The sequence below is a fragment of the Neorhizobium sp. 05N33 genome, assembly GCF_056397445.1.
Map to the genome: position 1 here is coordinate 1 of NZ_JBFTNK010000007.1, position 20,045 is coordinate 20,045.

Consider the following 20,045-nt stretch of genomic DNA (forward strand, 5'->3'; position numbering starts at 1 on the left):
CTCGTCGCCGCCGGCGGCAAACCCAGGATCGTCGCCATCGTCGCCACCATGCGAAAGCTCCTCACAATCCTCAACGCCATCATCCGGGACAATAAACCATGGCAAAGCGCTTGACGCACAAGACAGTCGCTCTGCCCTGCCGGGCATCTCCCACAAGGGGGGAGATCGACTCGTGGCGACGTTTCGCCCTTCTCGGTCGTTGAGGAGGAGGGAAGCCGGCGCGCCCAGCCAATCTCCCCACCTGTGGGGGAGATGTCCGGCAGGACAGAGGGGGCGAGCTTGCTCAGTGCCGGATGTCGGCCACACAATTCGGCCGACGGCCTCATGCCCCGTCAGCCGACGCTCACCTCACCCGTTGCTGGCCAGAACCGAAACCTTGCGGCCCATCGTCTCGCCGTCCTTGTCGAGCAGGCGGGTGGGATAGTCGCCGGTGAAATAGTGATCGGTGAATTGCGGGCGGGCGTTGTTGCGGTCTTCGCCGCCGACGGCGCGGTAGAGGCCGTTGATCGACAGGAACTCCAGCGAGTCCGCGCCGATATACCGGCACATGGCTTCCAGGCTGTCGTACTGGTTGGCGAGCAGCTTGTCGCGGTCCGGCGTGTCGATGCCGTAGAAGTCCGGATAATAGATCATCGGGCTGGCGACGCGCAGATGCACTTCCTTGGCGCCGGCATCGCGGATCATCCGGACGATCTTCAGCGACGTCGTGCCGCGCACCACCGAATCGTCGACCAGCACGACACGCTTGCCCTCGATCATCGCCCGGTTGGCGGAATGCTTGAGCTTGACGCCGAAAGCGCGGATCTGCTGGGTCGGCTCGATGAAGGTGCGGCCGACATAGTGGTTGCGGATGATCCCGTATTCGAAGGGGATGCCGCTTTCCTGGGCGTAACCGAGAGCAGCCGGCGTGCCACCATCCGGCACAGGCACGACGACATCGGCCTCGACCGGGGCTTCTTTCGCGAGGTTGATGCCCATGTTCTTGCGGGCGACATAGACGCTGCGGCCGCCAACGACGGAATCGGGGCGGGCGAAATAGACGTATTCGAACAGGCAGAGCCGCTCCGGCTGGCCGTTGCCGGCCTTGCGGGCGTCGATCGAGATCGAACCGTCCGGCTGAATCTCGCAGATGATGACTTCGCCATTCTCCACGTCGCGGACGAACTTGGCGCCGATGATGTCGAGCGCGCAGGTCTCTGACGCGAAGATTGGCTTGCCGTCGAGTTCGCCCATGACCAGCGGGCGAATGCCGGTGGGATCGCGCGCGGCGATCAGCTTGGTGCGGGTGACGGCGAGCATCGAATAGCCGCCTTCCATCTGCCGGATCGCATCAATGAACCGGTCGGCGGTCGACGAATAGCGGGAGCGGGCGATGAGATGCAGGACGACTTCGGTATCGGAGGTCGACTGACAGATGGCGCCGCCGGCGATCAATTGCCGGCGCAGCGTCAGGCCGTTGGTGAAATTGCCGTTATGGGCAACCGCGATGCCGCCGACTTCGAGTTCGGCAAACAGCGGCTGGACATTGCGCAGCGCCACCTCGCCGGTGGTCGAATAACGGTTGTGGCCGATGGCAATATTGCCGGGGAGACGGGCAAGTGTCACAGGGTCGGTATAATGGTCGCCGACGAGGCCCATGCGGCGTTCCGAATGGAAGCGCAACCCGTCGAAGGAGACGATGCCGGCTGCTTCCTGGCCACGGTGTTGCAGGGCGTGCAGCCCGAGCGCCGTCAGCGTCGCGGCCTCGGGATGGCCGAGAATGCCGAACACGCCGCATTCCTCATGCAGCGTATCGCCATCCCATTCGTTGACGCTGTCCTCGGCGAATGTCTCGGAAACCGGCTGTGTCATCTTGGCCCCTTATCCCTGTGGACAACCTGTCCCTGTCGGAAAAATGGAAAGGCCGGCCGGGGGAGAAGCTCCCCGGAAACCAGCCTGTTTTTCACTTAGATGCGAATGATACCACAAATGGTGACGTTTTGCGCTGCATCAAGCGCAAGATCACGTCAATTATTTGTCGCAGGCGCGTCATCTGCCGCCGGCTGATCCTGAGCCGGAGCGCCATCGGCAGGCGCTGCTTCCTTGCCGAGGATGCGCGCGCGGATCTGCGGCTCAATATCGGCGGGCAGTACGGCTTCGAGGCGGGCGACCAGCGTATCGAGGAATGGCTTCGATTTCGCCTGCGTCACCCAGGTCGGCTGGGCATTGGCGGCTACCAGCCAGTTCCAGAATGCGACAGCGACGACGAGCAGCAGGATGCCGCGAGCGGCGCCGAACAGGAAACCAAGCGTCCGGTCGAGCGCGCCGATGCGGCTGTCGATGATGAAATCGGCGATCCGCGTGGTGATGAACGAGATGACGATCAGCGCGATCAGGAAGATGGCGCCCGCGGACGCGGCGATCGCGATGCGCTCGTCACTCAGGTGAGGTTTCACATAGGGCAGAACCAGGGGATAGAGGTAATAAGCGGCGGCGATTGAGCCGGCCCAGCTTGCTATCGACAGCACCTCTCGCGAAAAGCCGCGAACCATGGCGAGAACGGCGGAAAACAGCGTCACAGCGATGACGATACCATCGAAAATCGTGATGGGCATATATGATCTACTCCAGACTTGCCGACTTCAAGACTTGCCGGCTTTTAGCCCGGCGCCCCGCCTTACCGCAGCCGTCATACATCAGCGGGCTTGTTAACGGAAGATCAATCATCTTCCGGCGTTTGTCTCAGCTTGGCGGCGGAACCGGCAATGCGCGATACCAGATCCGGCAGGTCCTCGATCGTCACCCAGCGTCCGTTGGCACCCTTCGGCACCTCGGCGGAGGTGGCCGGCAGCATCGCCCCTGAAAAACCAAGTTTCTCAGCTTCCTTAATGCGTTGAGCGGTCTGAGACACAGGTCGCACAGCGCCCGAGAGGCTGATTTCGCCGAAATAGACGCAATCGGCCGGCAGGGCAAGGCCGGCAAGCGACGAGACCAGTGCGGAAGCGACCGCAAGATCGGCCGCCGGTTCGGTGATGCGGTAGCCGCCCGCGACGTTCAGATAGACGTCGTGCTGGCCGAGCTTGACGCCGCAATGGGCCTCCAGCACCGCGAGAATCATCGACAGGCGTGACGAATCCCAGCCGACCACGGCACGCCTGGGCGTGCCGAGCGAGGTGGGCGCCACCAGCGCCTGCACCTCGACCAGGACCGGCCGCGTGCCCTCCATGCCGGCGAAGACCGCAGCACCTGGTGATTTCGAGTTGCGCTCGCCGAGGAAAAGTTCGGACGGGTTGGTGACCTCGCGCAGGCCCTTGTCGGACATTTCGAAGACGCCGATCTCGTCGGTCGGCCCGAATCGGTTCTTGACGGTGCGCAGGATGCGGTAGTGGTGACCGCGATCGCCCTCGAAATAGAGGACCGCATCGACCATGTGCTCGACGACGCGCGGGCCGGCGATCTGGCCTTCCTTGGTGACGTGGCCGACGAGAACCATGGCCGCACCCGTCTGCTTGGCAAACCGGATCATCGCCTGCACGCCGGTGCGCACCTGGGTGACGGTGCCCGGCGCCGAATCGGCGGTGTCGCTCCACAGCGTCTGGATCGAATCGATGATGACGAGGTCGGGACGCTTACCCTCGCCGATGGTGGCGAGGATGTCTTCGACATTGGTTTCGGCGGCCAGCAGCACCTCGGTATCGGCGGCATCCAGGCGCTGGGCGCGCAGGCGCACCTGCGCCACCGCCTCTTCGCCCGAGACATAGATGATCCGGTGGCCGCGGCGGGAGAGGGCGGCGGCGGCCTGCATCAGAAGCGTCGATTTGCCGATGCCCGGATCGCCGCCGACCAGCACCGCCGAGCCGCGCACGAAGCCACCGCCGGTCGCCCGGTCGAGCTCGGAAATGCCCGTGAAGATGCGCGGCGCTTCCTCGGTCTCGCCCGACAGGGTGGTGAGCGCCACCGCGCGGCCCTTCTTCGGCACCTTGCCTGGACCGGAGCCGATGCCGCCCATCATGTCGTCTTCGATAATCGTGTTCCACTCGCCGCAGCCGTCACACTTGCCGGCCCAGCGGTTATGCACCGTGCCGCAGTTCTGGCACACGAATTGGTTTTTGGATTTTGCCATGGGATCAGTTGCCGCCTTCGATATTCACAAAATTCCACCGTGAACAAAAGCGGAACTTTTCTTGTCTAATCCGAAAATGCAGGTGATGGCAAGGAGGAAGGGAGTTATTCGGCCTCGATGTACCGCCGCTCATAGCGCAGGCCGAGGCTGGTGAGCAGCTCGTAGCCGATCGTGCCGGCGGCGCGGGCGGCGTCGTCGAGAGCGACGTTCGGGCCGAACAGTTCGACATAGTCGCCGGCCTGGATGTCTGATGCCGGGATGTCGGTGACGTCAAAGATCGTCAGGTCCATGGTGATGCGGCCGATGACCGGAACCTTGCGTCCGGCGACGAAGCCGAAGCCGCCCTGACCTATGGTCTGGCGCAGCGGCACGCCGGAGCCGGAGAGTGCGCGTTTGTAGCCGTCCGCGTAACCCGCAGAGACGATCGCCAGCCGGCTGTCGCGGGAGAGCTGATAAGTGCCGCCGTAGCTCACCGTCTCGCCCTTTTTGCCGTCGCGGATCTGGATGATGCGGGCTTCCGCCTTGGCGACCGGCTTCATCGGGTTCGGCACTCCGACCACCGCTTCGCCGCCATAAAGCGCGATGCCGGGGCGGGTGAGATCGAAATGATAGTCCGGCCCCAGAAAGATCCCGGCGGAAGCCGAAAGACTCGTCTCGATGCCTTCGAAAGCCTCCGCGACCTTCTGGAAAGCCGAAAGCTGTTTCTGGTTGAGCGGGGAGGAGGGGGTATCGCCGCTATGGAGATGCGAGAGTACCAAGACCGGCGAGAAGCTGGCCGGACGCGACACGTCGTCGGCAAAGGCGACGGCGTCCTCGAGCGGCAGGCCGAGCCGATTGAAGCCGGTGTCCACCTGCAGCGCGCAGGGGTGGTCGCCGTATTCTGCCGTCACCGACATCCAGAAGGCCAGCTGTTCCTCAGAGGCCAGAACGGGCACCAGATCGTGTTCAAAGAACATCCGCTCCTGACCGGGCCAGATGCCGGAGAGTACGTAGATCCGGGCGTCGGGCGCATAGGTGCGCAGCGTCATGCCTTCCTGCACCACCGCCACGAAGAAATCCCGGGCGCCGGCCTCGTAAAGCGTGATGCCGCAATCCTCCAGCCCGAGCCCGTAGGCATCGGCCTTGACAACGGCCGCCGCCCGCGCCGTTCCCGAGCGCCGCGCCATCTCCCGCCAGTTGTCGCCAAGCGCACCCAGATCGACGGTCAGCCGGACCGGCGCGATATCGAAATCGTCGGGATAGGAAAGCTCGCTGTCGAAATCGGTCATGTCGGCTCGTAAGGCATGAGGATCGGGGGGATGAGAACGGTTGCAGCGATCCTACCGGTTTCGAAGGCAGGAAAAAGACCATGCCTGCAAAATCCTTCGCGCTGCACAATCTTTTGGGTCGTGGATGCCGCAGACCTGTCACAAGCGCTGGAATATGCCCGCCCCCCTCTGGCCTGCCGGCCATCTCCCCCTCAGGTGGGGAGATTACCCGCGGCACGACCTTCGCTTCCCAATAAACCTCAGGCGGGACAGCGCTCGGATCGGAGAAGCCTGACGTGAGACTGTGGGCAGGCGCCCAGCGGATCTCCCCACCTGAGGGGGAGATGGCCGGCAGGCCAGAGGGGGGCGGGCTGGCTCAAATATTGACGATGAAAACCCCAATCCCGCTGAGACGATCCGAAACTTGCCATCGGCCGAAAAATGATATCGGCGACCGCCCTGATCAATGCTCTTCGTATTGCGTGAAGCTCGGGTCGGCCAAATCGGCGAAGCGGGTGTATTCGGACTGGAAGGCGAGCTTGACGGTGCCGGTCGGTCCGTGGCGCTGCTTGGCGATGATCACGTCGGCGGTGCCCTTGACCTTGTCCATCAGCGTTTCCCATTCGGGATATTTCGGGTCGGCGATGTCGCGGGGTTCCATGTTCTTCACGTAATATTCCTCGCGGAACACGAACAGCACCACGTCGGCGTCCTGTTCGATTGAGCCTGATTCGCGAAGGTCGGAGAGCTGCGGGCGTTTGTCGTCGCGGCTTTCCACCTGGCGCGAGAGCTGCGAGAGCGCGATGATCGGCACGTTGAGTTCCTTGCCGAGCGCTTTCAGGCCGGTGGTGATCTGGGTGATTTCCTGAACGCGGTTCTCGCCGGATTTACCCGAGCCGGTCATCAGCTGGATATAGTCGACCACCAGGCAATCGAGGCCGCGCTGGCGCTTCAGGCGGCGGGCGCGAGCGGAAAGCTGGGCGATCGAGATACCGCCGGTCTGGTCGATGAACAGCGGCACCTTCTGCATCATTTGGCTGCAGGCGACGAGCTTTTCGAAATCCGCCTCGGTGATGTCGCCGCGGCGGATCTTTGACGAGGAGACTTCCGTTTGCTCGGAGATGATACGGGTGGCGAGCTGTTCGGCCGACATTTCGAGCGAATAGAAGCCGACGACGCCGCCGTTCTTGGCCTTGTACGAACCGTCCGGCTGGACTTCCGGCTCGTAGGAGGCGGCAATGTTATAGGCGATGTTGGTGGCAAGCGAGGTCTTGCCCATGCCGGGGCGTCCCGCAAGCACGATCAAGTCGGAGCGCTGAAGCCCGCCCATCTTGCTGTCGAGCGACATGATGCCGGTCGAGACACCGGAAAGATGGCCGTCTCGCTCGAAGGCCTGGCCGGCCATGTCGATCGCAAGCGCCACCGCATCGTTGAACGACTGGAAACCGCCGTCGTAACGGCCGTTTTCGGCGAGCTCGAACAGCCGGCGTTCGGTATCCTCGATCTGCGTCTGCGGCGGCATGTCGAGCGGCGCGTCGAAGGCGATGTTGACCATGTCCTCGCCGATGGTGATCAGCGCGCGGCGTAGCGCCAGGTCGTAGATCGCCCTTCCGTAGTCCTCCGCATTGATGATCGACACGGCTTCGGAGGCGAGGCGGGCGAGATATTGCGCCACCGTCAGGTCGCCGACCTTGTCGTCGGCGGGCAGGAAGGTCTTGATCGTCACCGGGTTGGCGGTCTTGCCCATCCGGATGATGTCGCCGGCGACCTCGAAGATCTTGCGGTGCAGGGGCTCGTAAAGATGGACGGGCTTCAGGAAATCGGAGACGCGGTAATAGGCGTCATTATTGACCAGGATCGCGCCGAGAAGCGCCTGTTCGGCCTCGATATTGTTCGGGGCTTCGCGGTAATGCGGCTCTGCCGGCTGGATGTTGGCGAGCTTGCGTACTGCGTCGTTCATGGTCTTCTGTCCGTTCTGTCCTGCTGCCAAGCCGTCGGTTCTAACGGGTTGCGAGGCGTCCTGAAATGATTCAGTTCGCTACACACAGTGATTCACAGGCCAACCATAAAATTGCGGAGGACGGCACGAATCCGGTTGACTGTGGCAATCGGCGAATCGCTGGTGCGACGCTTCATTCTACACGTTGAAAAGAGACAAAAAAACGCCCGGACCTTCCGGGCCGGGCGTTCTTTGAAATGCTTTGGAAAAGACGATTATTCGTCTTCGCCGGCGCCGTCGGCTTCCGGATCGAAGAAGTCTTCCGGACGCAGCGCATCTTCGTCGACGCCGTAGATGGCGTCGGCCGAGGTGAGGCTTTCGCCCTGGGACTGGCGTTCAGCTTCTTCCGTCGAGCGGGCGACGTTCAGCTGGACCGAAACTTCGACTTCCGCATGCAGGTGCAGGGAGACCTTGTGCAGGCCGATTTCCTTGATCGGCGTGTTGAGGTCGACCTGGTTGCGGCCGATGGTGAAGCCTTCGGCAGCGAGCGCTTCGACGATGTCGCGGGCAGCAACCGAGCCGTAGAGCTGGCCGGTTTCGCCGGCGGCGCGCACGACGACGAAGGACTTGCCATCGAGAACTTCGGCAACCTTCAGGGCTTCGCCCTTGCGCTCGAGGTTGCGGGCTTCGAGCGTGGCGCGCTCGGATTCGAAGCGCTTCTTGTTGGCTTCGTTGGAGCGGAGAGCCTTGCCGAGCGGCAGCAGGTAGTTACGGGCAAAGCCGTCGCGAACCTTGACGGTTTCGCCCATCTGGCCAAGCTTCGGTACGCGTTCAAGCAGAATGACTTGCATGGTTAGATTTCCTTTCGATCAGTCGGTTCTTGTTTTTCAGTTCTTGTTTTCGGTGGTCTTATTGTCGGGGCTCGCGCCGGTCTTGAGCGGAGTGAGCGCGATCGTTCGCCTCGTATCGGAAAGCCCCAGGATGAGGATCGCGATCGCCGGCAGGACGAGCATGGAAGAGAGGTAGCAGAGGACGAGGACCGGGATGCGCCAGTCCTTGCCGAGGCTGCGGAAATGCAGGGAAGCGAAACCGGCCATCAGGAAGCCGGCGCCAAACGTGCCGCAGATGGTCGCGCCGATCATCGCCGGGACGCCGCCGAGGAAGGAGAGTACGATGCCGCCGAGGAAGATGAAGATCGCATGCCGGTTCATCCGGAGCGCCGACGGCATGTCCTCGCGCGGACGCAAGGCCCGGCCGGAGCGCGACACGATGCGCACGGCGATGTAGAAGGCGGCGAACAGCAACGTCACCCAGACGCCGCCCTGAACGAGCGGCAACATCAACACCAGCAGCGACTTGGTCTGCGCCATGCCCGCCGGTTCCGGCGTAAAGGCCGGCTCCTGGGCCTTGAGGGCCGCGGTCATCGCATCGACCATCTGGCCGGTAAGTTCCGGGCCGTAGCCGATCGCAACGCCCAGCGCGATGACGGCGATTGTCACCAGGCCGCAGAGATGCAGGAGGATATCCGAGATCGGGTACCAGGCCATCAGGTTGTCCGGGCCGCCGAGTTCGGAGGCGGGACGCGCCAGATTGGCGAGATGCGACAGCCAGCCCGCCGGGATCAGCGTGAACACCGCCATGGCGACGGCAAACATCGGCGAGACGAGGATGGCGCCGAGGGTTCCGGCCGTCACGATGCCGATGACGGCGGCGCGATTGCCCCAGCCGAGGCCGGCGATGAAGATCGGAAGCGAGGAGGCGGCGTAAAGCAAGGACGCAAACGACAGTTGCGCATTCGCACCCAGCACGAGCAGGGTGGCGGCAATGCCGGCAAGAATGCCGGTGGGCAGCACTGTCTGTATCTTGTTCGTCACGGTCTCGCTGTCCTGCTTTTTGAAGCAGTTAGGGGATCACACCTGAATCACTGTCTCAGGTACTTCATCCCCAACATGGGATTTGGAAGGTTCCGATCCGCGCCCATCGCGGAAGGGATAGACCCGCTGACTCTTAATCAGCGGGTCCGGTATTCGTAATTACGCTACGACGTAGGGCAGCAGGCCGAGGAAGCGGGCGCGCTTGATCGCCTGGGCGAGTTCGCGCTGCTTCTTCTGGGAAACGGCCGTGATGCGCGACGGAACGATCTTGCCACGCTCGGAAATGTAGCGCTGCAGGAGGCGTACGTCCTTGTAGTCGATCTTCGGCGCATTGGCACCCGAGAACGGGCAGGTCTTGCGGCGGCGATGGAACGGACGGCGTGCCTGGGAGGAGGATGATGATACGTCAGCCATGGTCTTTTCTCCTTAGCCTCTATTACGCACGGTCTTCGCGCGGACGGCGCTCGAAGCCGCCTTCACGCGGACCACGGTCCGGACGGTCGCCGAAGCCGCCTTCGCGGCGCGGAGGACGGTCGCCGAATTCGCGGCGCGGGCCGCGGTCGTCGCCATCGCGGCGCGGACGGTCGTCACGGTCGCGCTTCTGCATCATCGCCGACGGACCTTCTTCATGCTTCTCGACGGCGATCGTCATGTAGCGAAGAACGTCTTCGTTGATGCGCATCTGGCGTTCCATCTCGTGCACGGCGGGAGCCGGTGCGTCGATGTCCATCAGGGCGTAATGAGCCTTGCGGTTCTTGTTGATGCGGTAGGTGAGGGACTTGAGGCCCCAGTTTTCAATGCGCCCGACTTTGCCGCCGTTAGCTTCGATGACGCCCTTGTACTGTTCGACGAGGGCATCAACCTGCTGAGCGGACATATCCTGCCGGGCAAGGAATACGTGTTCATAAAGAGCCATGTAAGCTTTGCCTTTTCTTGCGGTTGTCTACCCGGACCTCGGCGGCTAAGCCTCAACGACTGCTCCTGAACGGGAAAACCCCAGGCAAGAAAAGTGTTGTTATCGAGACGGTCGAGAGCGGAGACACGGGAGGCTTGGACCCTATGGTCCCTGCGGCTTGCCTTGCGGCGAACCTGCCCTCCGTTCAGCCACCAGCCAGAAGACCGGGTGTTGCGAACAGCGCGCTTATACGGATTTTTGGAGAGAAGGCAAGGGCGGTTCCTCAAACTTCCGTCCGTCATCTGCCTTGTACGCTTGCTGATCGATGTAGCGCCGCTCTCGCCCGGAGGCTTCGTTCGAAAATCACGCGTGCTCAGCCTGGCATGGTGGCAAGCGTCAGCACGAAGAATTCGCGGTAGCAGAAGCCGGGATCGTCAAGCAGCCTCTCAGGATTGGCGGCAACGCCCTGCCAGGCGGCGAAATCCTCGGACGGCAGCGGGTATTGCGGCGCGACCGTCGCGAAATAGGAAAGCAGGTTGCGGACATAGGCCTTGGTGTCCGCACCGCAATCGGCCCAGCGCTCCACCAGGAAGCCGCGCGCGGTGATGTCCGTCAGCCCGGTTGCGCGAAGGCGCGAGGCGATGCCGGTTCCCGAGCCGGTGCCGAGTACGCCTTTGGTGGCGAAGGTCGCCAGCCGGATATTCATGAAGCGCGAAAAGGCACCGCTATCCATCGGCAGGACCTGGAGGATATGCGAGTCGAATTCCTTGATCGCCAGCAGGCCGCCGGGTTTGAGGACGCGCCGCGCTTCGGCGACGGCGGTCTCGAATTCGGCCGGCGTCAGGTATTGCGCGACATTGGCGATCCAGACGCAGTCGAACGCCGCGTCCGGAAAGGGAAGATCAAGGAGGCTGCCGACCTTGGTGACGATACCGGAGGGGAGGCGGCCTTCCCGGGCAAGCGTTTCCACCCTGGCGATGTTTTCGGGTGCCAGGTCAAGGGCGGTGATCGCCCCCTCCGTTCCGACGAACTCGGCAAGCAGCGGAAGGAAGTCGCCCCCGCCGCAGCCGGCGTCGAGCACCGACCATCCGGTTTTTATTCCGACGCTCGAGAGCGCGTGCTCGTACTCCGCCCGCGACGAACGGTAATGAAGATCGAGCCAGGAAGCGTCGCTCGCCTCGTGGCCCGTCGATGTTGTCCTGGCTCGTGACATGGCTTTGCTCCCCCCGAATGCATGCCCTATCTTACAGCGGCATCGGATATTGGCGATGGACCTTGGCGATGTCCGCGAACACCTCGTCAGACAGTGTCACGTCGGCCGCCGCCATGTCATGTTTCAGCTGGGCCATCGACGTCGCGCCGATAATGGCCGACGTCATGAAGGGGCGCGACAGGCAGAAGGCGAGCGCCATCTGGGCGAGGTGGAGGCCGTGCTTTTCGGCGACCTCGATATAAGCCTTCACCGCCGGTTCCTGATAGGGCGTCAGGCGGCCGCCGAGATCCTTGTTGATCGTGGCGCGCGAGCTTTCCGGCCTTGCGCCGTTCTGATACTTGCCGGTGAGGATGCCGGCGGCGAGCGGCGAATAGGCCATCAGCCCGACGCCCTCGTGGTGCGCGACCTCGGCGAGGTCGAGATCGAAGTGCCGGTAGAGGAGATTGTATTCGTTCTGCAGCGAGGCGATGCGCGGCAGGGCCTTTTTCTCCGACAGCCGCAGGTATTTCATCGCGCCCCAGGCGCTTTCGTTGGAAAGGCCGACGGCACGCAGCTTGCCTTCCTTCACCAGGTCGCCGAGCGTTTCGAGAATCTCGGCGATTTCGGCCGCCGCCTTGTCGCGGTCCTGCTGCGCGACGTCGAAGGTCCAGGAGTTGCGGAAATGGAAAGTGCCGCGGTTCGGCCAGTGGATCTGGTAGAGGTCGAGATAATCGGTCTGCAGGCGGGTCAGGCTGGCATCGACCGCCTCGCGGATCGTGGCGGATTCGATGTCGCGTCCGTCGCGGATATGCGGACGGCCGCTGCCGGCGATCTTCGTGGCGAGGACGAGGTCCTTGCGCTTGCCGCTCTTTTTCAGCCAGGTACCGATATATTCTTCGGTGCGGCCATAGGTGGCGGCGCTGACCGGCGTGGTCGGATAGAGTTCGGCAGTATCGAAGAAGTTGACGCCGTTCTCGAAAGCGTGGTCCATCTGCTCATGGGCTTCGGCTTCCGAATTCTGGGTGCCCCAGGTCATGGTGCCAAGGCAGATTTCCGACACGGACAAGTCCGTGCGGCCGAGTTTTTTATACTTCATGGAAATGAGATCCCGTTCTCAAAAAGTCGGCGGCACTCTAAGCCGGATTTGATGAAGCGCAAGGGGACAACAGGTTGTAAAAGGGCTCGAAAACCGCGCTGCCCTTGACTCTCCGGGCCGGAATGTGAATGGAGAGGCAAAACATAAGGGAAGGAAATCATCCCCATGAGCACGATCGCATTCACGTTCCCCGGCCAGGGCAGCCAGGCTGTCGGCATGGGCAAGGATCTGGCGGAGGCTTTTCCCGAAGCCCGCGCCGTCTTCGATGAAGTCGACGAGGCGCTCGGCCAGAAGCTTTCCGACATCATGTGGAACGGTCCGGAAGAAACGCTGACGCTGACCGCCAATGCGCAGCCGGCGCTGATGGCGGTCTCTGTCGCAGCGATCCGGGTGATGGAAGTGCGCGGCCTGAAGCTCGCCGACAAGGTTGCCTTCGTCGCCGGCCATTCGCTCGGCGAATATTCGGCGCTGTGTGCCGCCGGCACCTTCTCGCTGGCTGACACGGCGCGGCTGCTGCGCATTCGCGGCGATGCCATGCAATCGGCGGTCCCGGTCGGGCAGGGTGCCATGGCGGCGATCATCGGCCTTGAACACAGCGACGTCGACGCGATCTGCGCTGCGGCCCGCGATGCCGGCGTCTGCCAGATTGCCAACGACAATGGTGGCGGCCAGCTCGTCATCTCCGGCTCCAAGGCGGCCGTCGAGAAGGCGGCCGGGCTTGCGACCGAAAAGGGCGCCAAGCGCGCCATCATGCTGCCGGTCTCCGCACCCTTCCACAGCGACCTGATGGCGCCGGCCGCCGACGCCATGCGTCACGCGCTCGACAAAGTGGAGAAGCATAATCCGGTCGTGCCGGTAATCGCCAACGTGCGCGCCGTGCCGGTCTACGATGCCGACGAGGTCGCCACGCTGCTGGTCACCCAGGTGACGGGCCAGGTCCGCTGGCGCGAGACCGTGGAATGGTTCGGCGCCAACGGCGTGACGACCCTATATGAGATCGGTTCGGGAAAAGTGCTGACCGGCCTTGCCCGCCGCATCGACAAGAATATCTCCGGCATTGCCGTCAACACGCCGGCCGATATCGAAGCCGCGCTCACAGCCATCATGGGCTGAAACCAGAGACACGCGAAGGAACACGATCATGTTTGATTTGACCGGCCGCAAGGCATTGGTGACGGGCGCAACCGGCGGGCTCGGCGAGGAGATCGCCCGGATGCTGCATAGCCGAGGCGCCACCGTCGGCCTGCATGGCACCCGCGTCGAAAAGCTCGAAGCTCTGGCCTCCGAACTCGGCGAGCGCGTCAAGATCTTCCCGGCAAATCTCTCCGACCGCGCCGAAGTGAAGGCGCTCGGTGAGAAGGCCGAGGCCGAGCTCGAAGGCGTCGACATCCTCGTCAACAATGCCGGCATCACCAAGGATGGCCTGTTCGTGCGCATGAGCGACGACGACTGGGACAAGGTCCTGGAAGTCAACCTGACGGCGGTCTTCCGCCTGACCCGCGAACTCACCCATCCGATGATGCGCCGCCGTTATGGCCGCATCATCAACATCACCTCCGTGGTCGGCGTCACCGGCAATCCGGGCCAGACCAATTACTGCGCCTCCAAGGCCGGCATGATCGGCTTCTCAAAGTCGCTCGCCCAGGAGATCGCCACCCGCAACGTGACGGTCAACTGCGTGGCGCCGGGCTTCATCGACAGCGCGATGACCGGAAAGCTCAACGACAAGCAGAAAGAGGCGATCCTCGGCGCCATTCCGATGAAGCGCATGGGCGCCGGTTCGGACATCGCGTCTGCGGTTCTTTATCTCGCCTCCAGCGAGGCGGGTTACGTCACCGGCCAGACCCTGCATGTCAACGGCGGCATGGCGATGATCTGATAGAGTGCCGCCTTCAAGAAAACACGTTGCAAACGGTTGTTGGCGGCTGTGCAATGGAACAAATTCTGGCTTTGCTGAACACGGAAACCATGTTAAGCGGGCCATGACTGTGAATGGTCACCCTGATATGCAGGCCGTCATATTGCGTGAGCGCGATAGGATTGGAACCTGAAAAGGGGAGAACGGGTTTGCCCGCATCGGCGCTGAACAAGCGGCGGTCGCAGGTTTTTAACAGGGTGCGGATGCCGATCGGGCATTCGATAAAGACAAAGGTCGAGGAAACCGACATGAGCGATATCGCAGAACGCGTGAAGAAAATTGTTATTGACCACCTCGGCGTCGACGCCGACAAAGTCGTCGAAGGCGCAAGCTTCATCGACGATCTCGGTGCGGACTCGCTCGACACCGTCGAACTGGTCATGGCTTTCGAGGAAGAATTCGGCGTTGAAATCCCCGACGATGCTGCCGATTCCATCCTGACCGTCGGCGACGCTGTGAAGTTCATCGAGAAGGCTCAGGCCTGATCGACCCGACATAGAGGGGATGACGCCGCAAGGCAGATCCCGAAAACGGCCCGCTTGTTCGGGCCGTTTCAGCAATTGGGGCTTGGGCCCTGAAAAATCGAGAAAAATTATAGGGTAGGGCACTGGCGATGAGACGGGTCGTTATCACCGGTACCGGCATGGTATCTCCTCTCGGATGCGGAACGGAAGTCAGCTGGTCGCGGCTGCTTGCCGGCGGCAATGCCGCCCGCGTCGTCACTGAATTCGAGGTCGAAGACCTTCCCGCAAAAATCGCCTGCCGCATTCCTGTCGGCGACGGCTCCGATGGCACGTTCAACGTCGACCAGTGGATGGAGCCGAAGGAACAGCGCAAGGTCGATCCCTTCATCATCTATGGCGTGGCCGCCGCCGAAATGGCGCTTGAAGATGCCGGCTGGCATCCGAAGACCGACGAGGACCAGATCGCCACCGGCGTGCTGATCGGCTCGGGCATCGGCGGCCTCGAAGGCATTGTCGAGGCAGGCTATACGTTGCGCGACAAAGGTCCGCGCCGCATCTCGCCGTTCTTCATTCCCGGCCGGCTGATCAATCTGGTCTCCGGCCAGGTGTCGATCCGCCACAAGCTGCGCGGTCCGAACCACGCCGTCGTCACTGCCTGTTCCACCGGCGCGCACGCCATCGGCGATGCGGCCCGGATGATCGCCTTCGGCGATGCCGAGGTGATGGTCGCCGGCGGTGCGGAATCGCCTATCTGCCGCATTTCGCTGGCCGGTTTTGCCGCCTGCAAGGCGCTTTCGACCCAACACAACGACGATCCGCAGAAGGCTTCGCGCCCCTATGACCGCGATCGCGATGGTTTCGTCATGGGCGAGGGTGCCGGCATCGTGGTTCTGGAAGAGCTGGAACATGCCAAGGCCCGCGGCGCCAAGATCTACGCGGAAGTGGTCGGCTACGGCATGTCCGGGGACGCCTTCCACATCACCGCGCCGTCGGAAGACGGCGACGGCGCGTTCCGCTGCATGACTGCGGCGCTGAAGCGTGCGGGTATTTCGGCGTCGGACGTTGACTACATCAACGCCCATGGCACCTCGACCATGGCCGACACGATCGAGCTTGGCGCGGTCGAGCGTCTGGTCGGCAATGCGGCCTCGAAGATCTCGATGTCGTCGACCAAGTCGGCGATCGGCCATCTTCTCGGTGCTGCCGGTGCGGTCGAGGCGATCTTCTCGGCGCTCGCCATCCGCGACAATATCGCGCCGCCGACGCTCAACCTCGACAATCCCGATGTCGAGACGGCGATCGACCTGGTGCCGCACAAGGCGCGCAAGCGCGAGATCAATGTGGCGCTGTCGAACTCCTTCGGTTTCGGCGGCACCAACGCATCTCTCGTGCTGCGCCGCTACGAGGCCTGATCTTTCGGGCCTGATCTCTGGCGCCTCGATCTTTGGGCCGAACTTTTCGGGCATGGATCGTTTCGGCCCCTGAAACATATGCCGGCTGGACTCGCGAGCCGGCTCGTATCATCTTCTGGACCTGTTTTTCGCCGCATTGGTTGGCCAAACAGCGGGTTGCAAGTCTTTGAGTCTGTAGGGGGCGTTAACCCCGGGGGGCGCGGTTGAACGATACGAATCATGTCAGTGAACTGCCGCCCGGCAATGGCAGGGGGCCGATTATTCCGAAATCGCCGAACGAGGCCCTGAAGCCCGAACGTGTTCCGGAACCGCCCCGCCGTTCCAAGAAGGCGCGCAGCCAGGTCGTCATCTTCCTGAATTTCGTGATGACCATGGTCGTCGTTCTCTGCGTGATCGGGATTGCCGGCTTCTACTACATGATCTCGGCGTTCCAGCAGCCGGGCCCGCTCGAAGCCAACACCCATTTCATGGTCCGCCCCGGCAACAGCAACTCTGAAATTGCCAGCAATCTGGAGCGCAACGGCATCATTTCCGATGCGCGCATCTTCCGCTACATGACTGCCACCTATCTCCGCAACGGCGAGACGCTGAAGGCCGGCGAATACGAGATCAAGGCACGCGCCTCCATGAAGGACGTCATGGGCGTGCTGGAAGGTGGCAAGTCGATCCTCTATTCCGTTGTTTTTCCTGAAGGCCTGACCGTCAGGCAGATGATGCTGCGGCTTGCCGAGGACCCGGCTCTCGAAGGCGACCTGCCGGCCGAACTGCCGCAGGAAGGCAGCCTGCGCCCCGACACGTACAAGTTCACGCGCGGCAATAAGCGGGCCGACATCATCCAGCAGATGCGCGTCGCACAGCAGAAGCTGGTCGATCAGATCTGGGAGCGCCGCGATCCCGGCCTGCCGATCAAGACCAAGGAAGAATTCGTCGTGCTCGCTTCGATCGTCGAGAAGGAGACCGGCAAGGAAGACGAGCGCGCCCATGTGGCCTCCGTCTTCATCAACCGTCTGCAGCGCGGCATGCGCCTGCAATCCGACCCGACGATCGTCTACGGCATCTTCGGCGGCGAGGGAAAACCTTCCGACCGGCCGATCTTCAAGTCGGACCTTGCCAGGCAGACGCCCTACAACACCTACCAGATCAAGGGCCTGCCGCCGACGCCGATCTCCAATCCCGGGCGCGCCGCGCTGCAGGCCGTGGCCAATCCCTGGCGGACCAAGGACCTCTATTTCGTGGCTGACGGCACCGGCGGACATGTGTTCGCCGCGACGCTCGAGGAACACAATGCCAACGTCCGCCGTTGGCGTAGAATGGAATCCGAGCGCGCCGCCAACCCGGAAGTGGTGGACGGCCAGCCGGATGGCGACGAAGCGGAAAAGCCGCCGAAGAGCAACTGACCGCTTCCTTTAAAGCATGATCTGGAGACACCGATGACATTGCAGTCCATGACCGGTTTTGCCCGCAGCGAAGGCACGAGCGGGCGCAACCGTTACGCATGGGAACTGCGCTCGGTGAACGGCAAGGGCCTCGATATAAGGCTGCGTCTGCCGCCCGGCCTCGAACGCCTGGAGCCGGACGTCCGCCGGCTGATCACGGAGAAATTTTCGCGCGGCAATCTGCAGGCGACCCTCACCCTCACCGTTGCCGAAACCAAGGTGGAGGCGGTGCTGAACCGCGATGCGCTGGCTGCCGTGCTGGCGCTGCGTGCCGAACTCGGAGATCTCGTCGATCCGTCGCCGCTCAGGCTCGACACGCTGATGGGCATTCGCGGCCTGGTCGACATCCGCGAGGCGGAAGAAGACGAGGAGACGGTCGCGGCCCGCGATGCTGCGATCCTCACGAGTCTCGACGAGGCGATCGGCCATCTGCAGCGGATGCGCGAAGGCGAGGGCACGGCGCTTGCGGCTGTGCTGAAGAGCCAGGTCGCCCGCATCGCCGAGCTCGCCCAAGTCGTCGAGGCAGATCCTTCCCGCACGCCGGAGGAGATCGCCCGCAAGCTCTCCTTCCAGCTCGCAGCGCTTCTCCAGGAGGCGCCGACCCTCGACCGCGACCGGCTGCATGCGGAGGCGGCGCTGCTTGCTACCAAGGCCGATCTGCGCGAAGAGATCGACCGGCTGAAGGCCCATGTGGCGGCTGCCAACGAACTTATAGACAAGGGCGGCCCGGTCGGCCGGCGGCTTGATTTCCTTGCACAGGAATTTAACCGGGAATCGAATACTATCTGTTCGAAGTCCAATTCGGCCGCGGTCACCTCCGCCGGAATCGAGTTGAAAGTCGTCATCGACCAGTTCCGCGAACAGGTCCAGAATCTGGAGTAAGACATGAGCCCGGCCCCATCGTCCCAGGGCAAGCCGTCCTCGCCCGTGAAGATCGCCCGGCGCGGGCTGATGCTGGTTCTTTCCTCGCCGTCGGGCGCCGGCAAGTCGACGATCGCCCGCAATCTCCTGGATGCGGATCGCAGCCTCGAAATCTCGATCAGCGTCACAACGCGGCCCAAGCGGCCGAGCGAGATCGCCGACAAGCACTATCATTTCATCACCGTGCAGCAATTCGAGAAGATGCGCGACGCCGGCGACCTGCTTGAATGGGCCGAGGTGCATGGCAATTTCTACGGCACCCCGCGTGAGCCGGTGGAACTGGCGATGAGCGAGGGCCGTGACATGCTGTTCGACATCGACTGGCAGGGCGCCCGCCAGCTGCAGGAAAAGATGGCGGCCGACGTCGTCTCCATCTTCGTGCTGCCGCCGACCATGACCGAACTGCAGTCGCGCCTGCACCGCCGCGCCGAGGACTCGGAAGAAGTGATCCGCACGCGGCTCCTGAATTCCCGCGCCGAGATCGAGCATTGGCGTGAATACGACTACGTCATCGTCAACGACGATCTCGACGAGGCTTTCGGGCATGTCAGCTGCATCGTCAACGCCGAACGCATTCGCCGCGACCGCCGCCATGGCCTGTTCGATTTCGTCAGCGAACTGCTGACGGAAGAGCCGAAGCTTTAAGTTATTCGAGGGTCACGTTGCAGAGGAGCTCTTAGTAGGACGGCTTCCAGCAAAGCGTGGACAATGTAACAAAGCAGACGGCCAGGAAGGCGATCACCGTGTTCGCCGCATGGGAGTATTCCCATTGCTGTCTCAGCGCTTGCCAATTTGCAGGAGCAACGGTCCAATTCTGTGTCGCCTGATTGGCCGGAAACGTCCAATGATAAAAGATGATAATCATCGCGGAAAAACAAGCGACGGCGGCCACGGAAAATCCGAGGGACCGCGCCTGCGAGCGGACAAGAAATGCGAGCGCCATGTTCAGGATCAACGCAAGTGCCCATAACGCCCCGAGAGCGGCCCACCCTCGGTAGATCCCCTGCACGGTGAAATACTCGGCCTGCGGCAAGTCAATCTTGTTGGGCAGAGCGGCAAGATGCGCTCCCGCCGGAATCAGCGTAAGCGCAGAGACGATGATTGTCAGAAACTGAACAGTTCTAATCACCATGCCAGGCGTCCTCAGCTCTTAAATTCGAACGAGACGGAACACCAAAGGTTCCCGGCAGGCTGAAACGCGGCTGCCCATTCTAGATCCAAAGCGGAGAAAGATGCGGTGGTGGCCAGCCCGGGGGACTTCAAAGATGGCCGTTGATGGAAGTGGTGGCAAAAAAGAGCCTTGTCGAATTTAGTCGTCGGGTGTAACTGGCAAATATCGCGAAAAGCGACTGCTTCCCTTGATCCGCTCAGTGGCGGAGTAAACAGGTGGACGAATTGTCGTCCAGGTGGTCAAGCACACGCCATCCATGCCCTTTCGAGCGTGGATCGGCCAGCGTTCCCCAGAAAAGAACGCCTGACGTCCGTCAGGCCTAATCGCGAGCGATGGCGCCTGGCGGCGCTTGTATGCTCGCGTCCACCGGAGCGTGCC

General features: G+C 62.6%; 20 protein-coding genes and 1 pseudogene. 8 read left to right on the top strand and 13 right to left on the bottom strand.

All coding sequences use genetic code 11. The features are described from left to right. Window positions 1-114 (top strand): annotated as a pseudogene (locus tag AC1DLT_RS18415) (IS110 family transposase); the annotation flags it as partial. 234 nt (window positions 115-348) lie between these two features. Here AC1DLT_RS18415 and purF read toward each other — a convergent pair. From purF to AC1DLT_RS18470, 11 genes are all read right to left on the bottom strand, one after another. After that, window positions 349-1,851 carry an amidophosphoribosyltransferase gene (gene purF, locus AC1DLT_RS18420; protein WP_477487709.1) on the bottom strand — a complete coding sequence of 501 codons (1,503 nt, stop codon included), beginning with the start codon at window positions 1,849-1,851 and terminating at the stop codon, window positions 349-351. A 155-nt stretch (window positions 1,852-2,006) separates the two neighbouring features. Next, window positions 2,007-2,594 carry a CvpA family protein gene (locus tag AC1DLT_RS18425; RefSeq protein ID WP_038541640.1) on the bottom strand — a complete coding sequence of 196 codons (588 nt, stop codon included), beginning with the start codon at window positions 2,592-2,594 and terminating at the stop codon, window positions 2,007-2,009. Window positions 2,595-2,698: 104 nt separating this feature from the next. After that, window positions 2,699-4,102 carry a DNA repair protein RadA gene (radA, locus tag AC1DLT_RS18430; protein WP_477487710.1) on the bottom strand — a complete coding sequence of 468 codons (1,404 nt, stop codon included), beginning with the start codon at window positions 4,100-4,102 and terminating at the stop codon, window positions 2,699-2,701. 104 nt (window positions 4,103-4,206) lie between these two features. Beyond that, window positions 4,207-5,370 carry an alanine racemase gene (alr, locus tag AC1DLT_RS18435; protein WP_477487711.1) on the bottom strand — a complete coding sequence of 388 codons (1,164 nt, stop codon included), beginning with the start codon at window positions 5,368-5,370 and terminating at the stop codon, window positions 4,207-4,209. Between the two features lie 442 nt (window positions 5,371-5,812). Then, window positions 5,813-7,309, bottom strand: coding sequence for a replicative DNA helicase (locus AC1DLT_RS18440; protein ID WP_477487712.1), 1,497 nt, complete (start codon window positions 7,307-7,309; stop codon window positions 5,813-5,815). A gap of 254 nt (window positions 7,310-7,563) precedes the next feature. Continuing rightward, on the bottom strand, window positions 7,564-8,139 hold the full coding sequence (rplI, locus tag AC1DLT_RS18445) for a 50S ribosomal protein L9 (protein ID WP_038541650.1): 576 nt from the start codon (window positions 8,137-8,139) through the stop codon (window positions 7,564-7,566). 36 nt (window positions 8,140-8,175) lie between these two features. Next, window positions 8,176-9,162, bottom strand: a complete 987-nt coding sequence (locus AC1DLT_RS18450; RefSeq protein ID WP_477487713.1) for a DUF2232 domain-containing protein — start codon at window positions 9,160-9,162, stop codon at window positions 8,176-8,178. A 159-nt stretch (window positions 9,163-9,321) separates the two neighbouring features. After that, on the bottom strand, window positions 9,322-9,576 hold the full coding sequence (rpsR, locus tag AC1DLT_RS18455) for a 30S ribosomal protein S18 (RefSeq protein ID WP_007771634.1): 255 nt from the start codon (window positions 9,574-9,576) through the stop codon (window positions 9,322-9,324). Window positions 9,577-9,598: 22 nt separating this feature from the next. Further along, window positions 9,599-10,078 carry a 30S ribosomal protein S6 gene (rpsF, locus tag AC1DLT_RS18460; protein WP_038541657.1) on the bottom strand — a complete coding sequence of 160 codons (480 nt, stop codon included), beginning with the start codon at window positions 10,076-10,078 and terminating at the stop codon, window positions 9,599-9,601. Between the two features lie 352 nt (window positions 10,079-10,430). After that, window positions 10,431-11,270 carry a class I SAM-dependent methyltransferase gene (locus AC1DLT_RS18465; RefSeq protein WP_477487714.1) on the bottom strand — a complete coding sequence of 280 codons (840 nt, stop codon included), beginning with the start codon at window positions 11,268-11,270 and terminating at the stop codon, window positions 10,431-10,433. 31 nt (window positions 11,271-11,301) lie between these two features. Next, entirely contained in the window at window positions 11,302-12,345 is a 1,044-nt protein-coding gene (locus tag AC1DLT_RS18470) for an aldo/keto reductase (RefSeq protein ID WP_477487715.1), read from the bottom strand. Between the two features lie 165 nt (window positions 12,346-12,510). Between AC1DLT_RS18470 and fabD the strand changes: the two genes are divergently transcribed. Continuing rightward, complete coding sequence (gene fabD, locus AC1DLT_RS18475) at window positions 12,511-13,458, top strand: ACP S-malonyltransferase (protein WP_477487716.1); 948 nt, start codon at window positions 12,511-12,513, stop codon at window positions 13,456-13,458. Window positions 13,459-13,486: 28 nt separating this feature from the next. Beyond that, a complete protein-coding gene (gene fabG / locus AC1DLT_RS18480) occupies window positions 13,487-14,224 on the top strand; it encodes a 3-oxoacyl-[acyl-carrier-protein] reductase (RefSeq protein ID WP_151041552.1) in 738 nt (245 codons plus the stop codon). Window positions 14,225-14,237: 13 nt separating this feature from the next. On the opposite strand, the gene AC1DLT_RS18485 is transcribed toward fabG, so the two are convergent. Beyond that, the gene (locus AC1DLT_RS18485; RefSeq protein WP_157885096.1) at window positions 14,238-14,513 is read right to left on the bottom strand and encodes a hypothetical protein; all 276 of its coding nucleotides are present in this window, start codon (window positions 14,511-14,513) and stop codon (window positions 14,238-14,240) included. On the opposite strand from AC1DLT_RS18485, the gene AC1DLT_RS18490 reads away from it, so the two are divergent. From AC1DLT_RS18490 to gmk, 5 genes are all read left to right on the top strand, one after another. After that, window positions 14,512-14,748 carry an acyl carrier protein gene (locus AC1DLT_RS18490; protein WP_003502080.1) on the top strand — a complete coding sequence of 79 codons (237 nt, stop codon included), beginning with the start codon at window positions 14,512-14,514 and terminating at the stop codon, window positions 14,746-14,748. The two genes, AC1DLT_RS18485 and AC1DLT_RS18490, sit on opposite strands and share 2 nt — an antisense overlap. Before the next feature lie 128 nt (window positions 14,749-14,876). Further along, the gene (gene fabF, locus AC1DLT_RS18495) at window positions 14,877-16,139 is read left to right on the top strand and encodes a beta-ketoacyl-ACP synthase II (protein WP_038541672.1); all 1,263 of its coding nucleotides are present in this window, start codon (window positions 14,877-14,879) and stop codon (window positions 16,137-16,139) included. A 203-nt stretch (window positions 16,140-16,342) separates the two neighbouring features. Then, window positions 16,343-17,536 carry an endolytic transglycosylase MltG gene (gene mltG / locus AC1DLT_RS18500; protein WP_038541675.1) on the top strand — a complete coding sequence of 398 codons (1,194 nt, stop codon included), beginning with the start codon at window positions 16,343-16,345 and terminating at the stop codon, window positions 17,534-17,536. Between the two features lie 33 nt (window positions 17,537-17,569). Then, the gene (locus tag AC1DLT_RS18505) at window positions 17,570-18,457 is read left to right on the top strand and encodes a YicC/YloC family endoribonuclease (RefSeq protein WP_477487717.1); all 888 of its coding nucleotides are present in this window, start codon (window positions 17,570-17,572) and stop codon (window positions 18,455-18,457) included. A 3-nt stretch (window positions 18,458-18,460) separates the two neighbouring features. Next, window positions 18,461-19,141: a guanylate kinase gene (gmk, locus tag AC1DLT_RS18510; protein ID WP_477487718.1), complete on the top strand. Its 681-nt coding sequence runs from the start codon at window positions 18,461-18,463 to the stop codon at window positions 19,139-19,141. 31 nt (window positions 19,142-19,172) lie between these two features. Here gmk and AC1DLT_RS18515 read toward each other — a convergent pair whose 3' ends face one another. After that, complete coding sequence (locus AC1DLT_RS18515; protein ID WP_477487719.1) at window positions 19,173-19,628, bottom strand: DUF1772 domain-containing protein; 456 nt, start codon at window positions 19,626-19,628, stop codon at window positions 19,173-19,175. Window positions 19,629-20,045 lie beyond the last annotated feature (417 nt).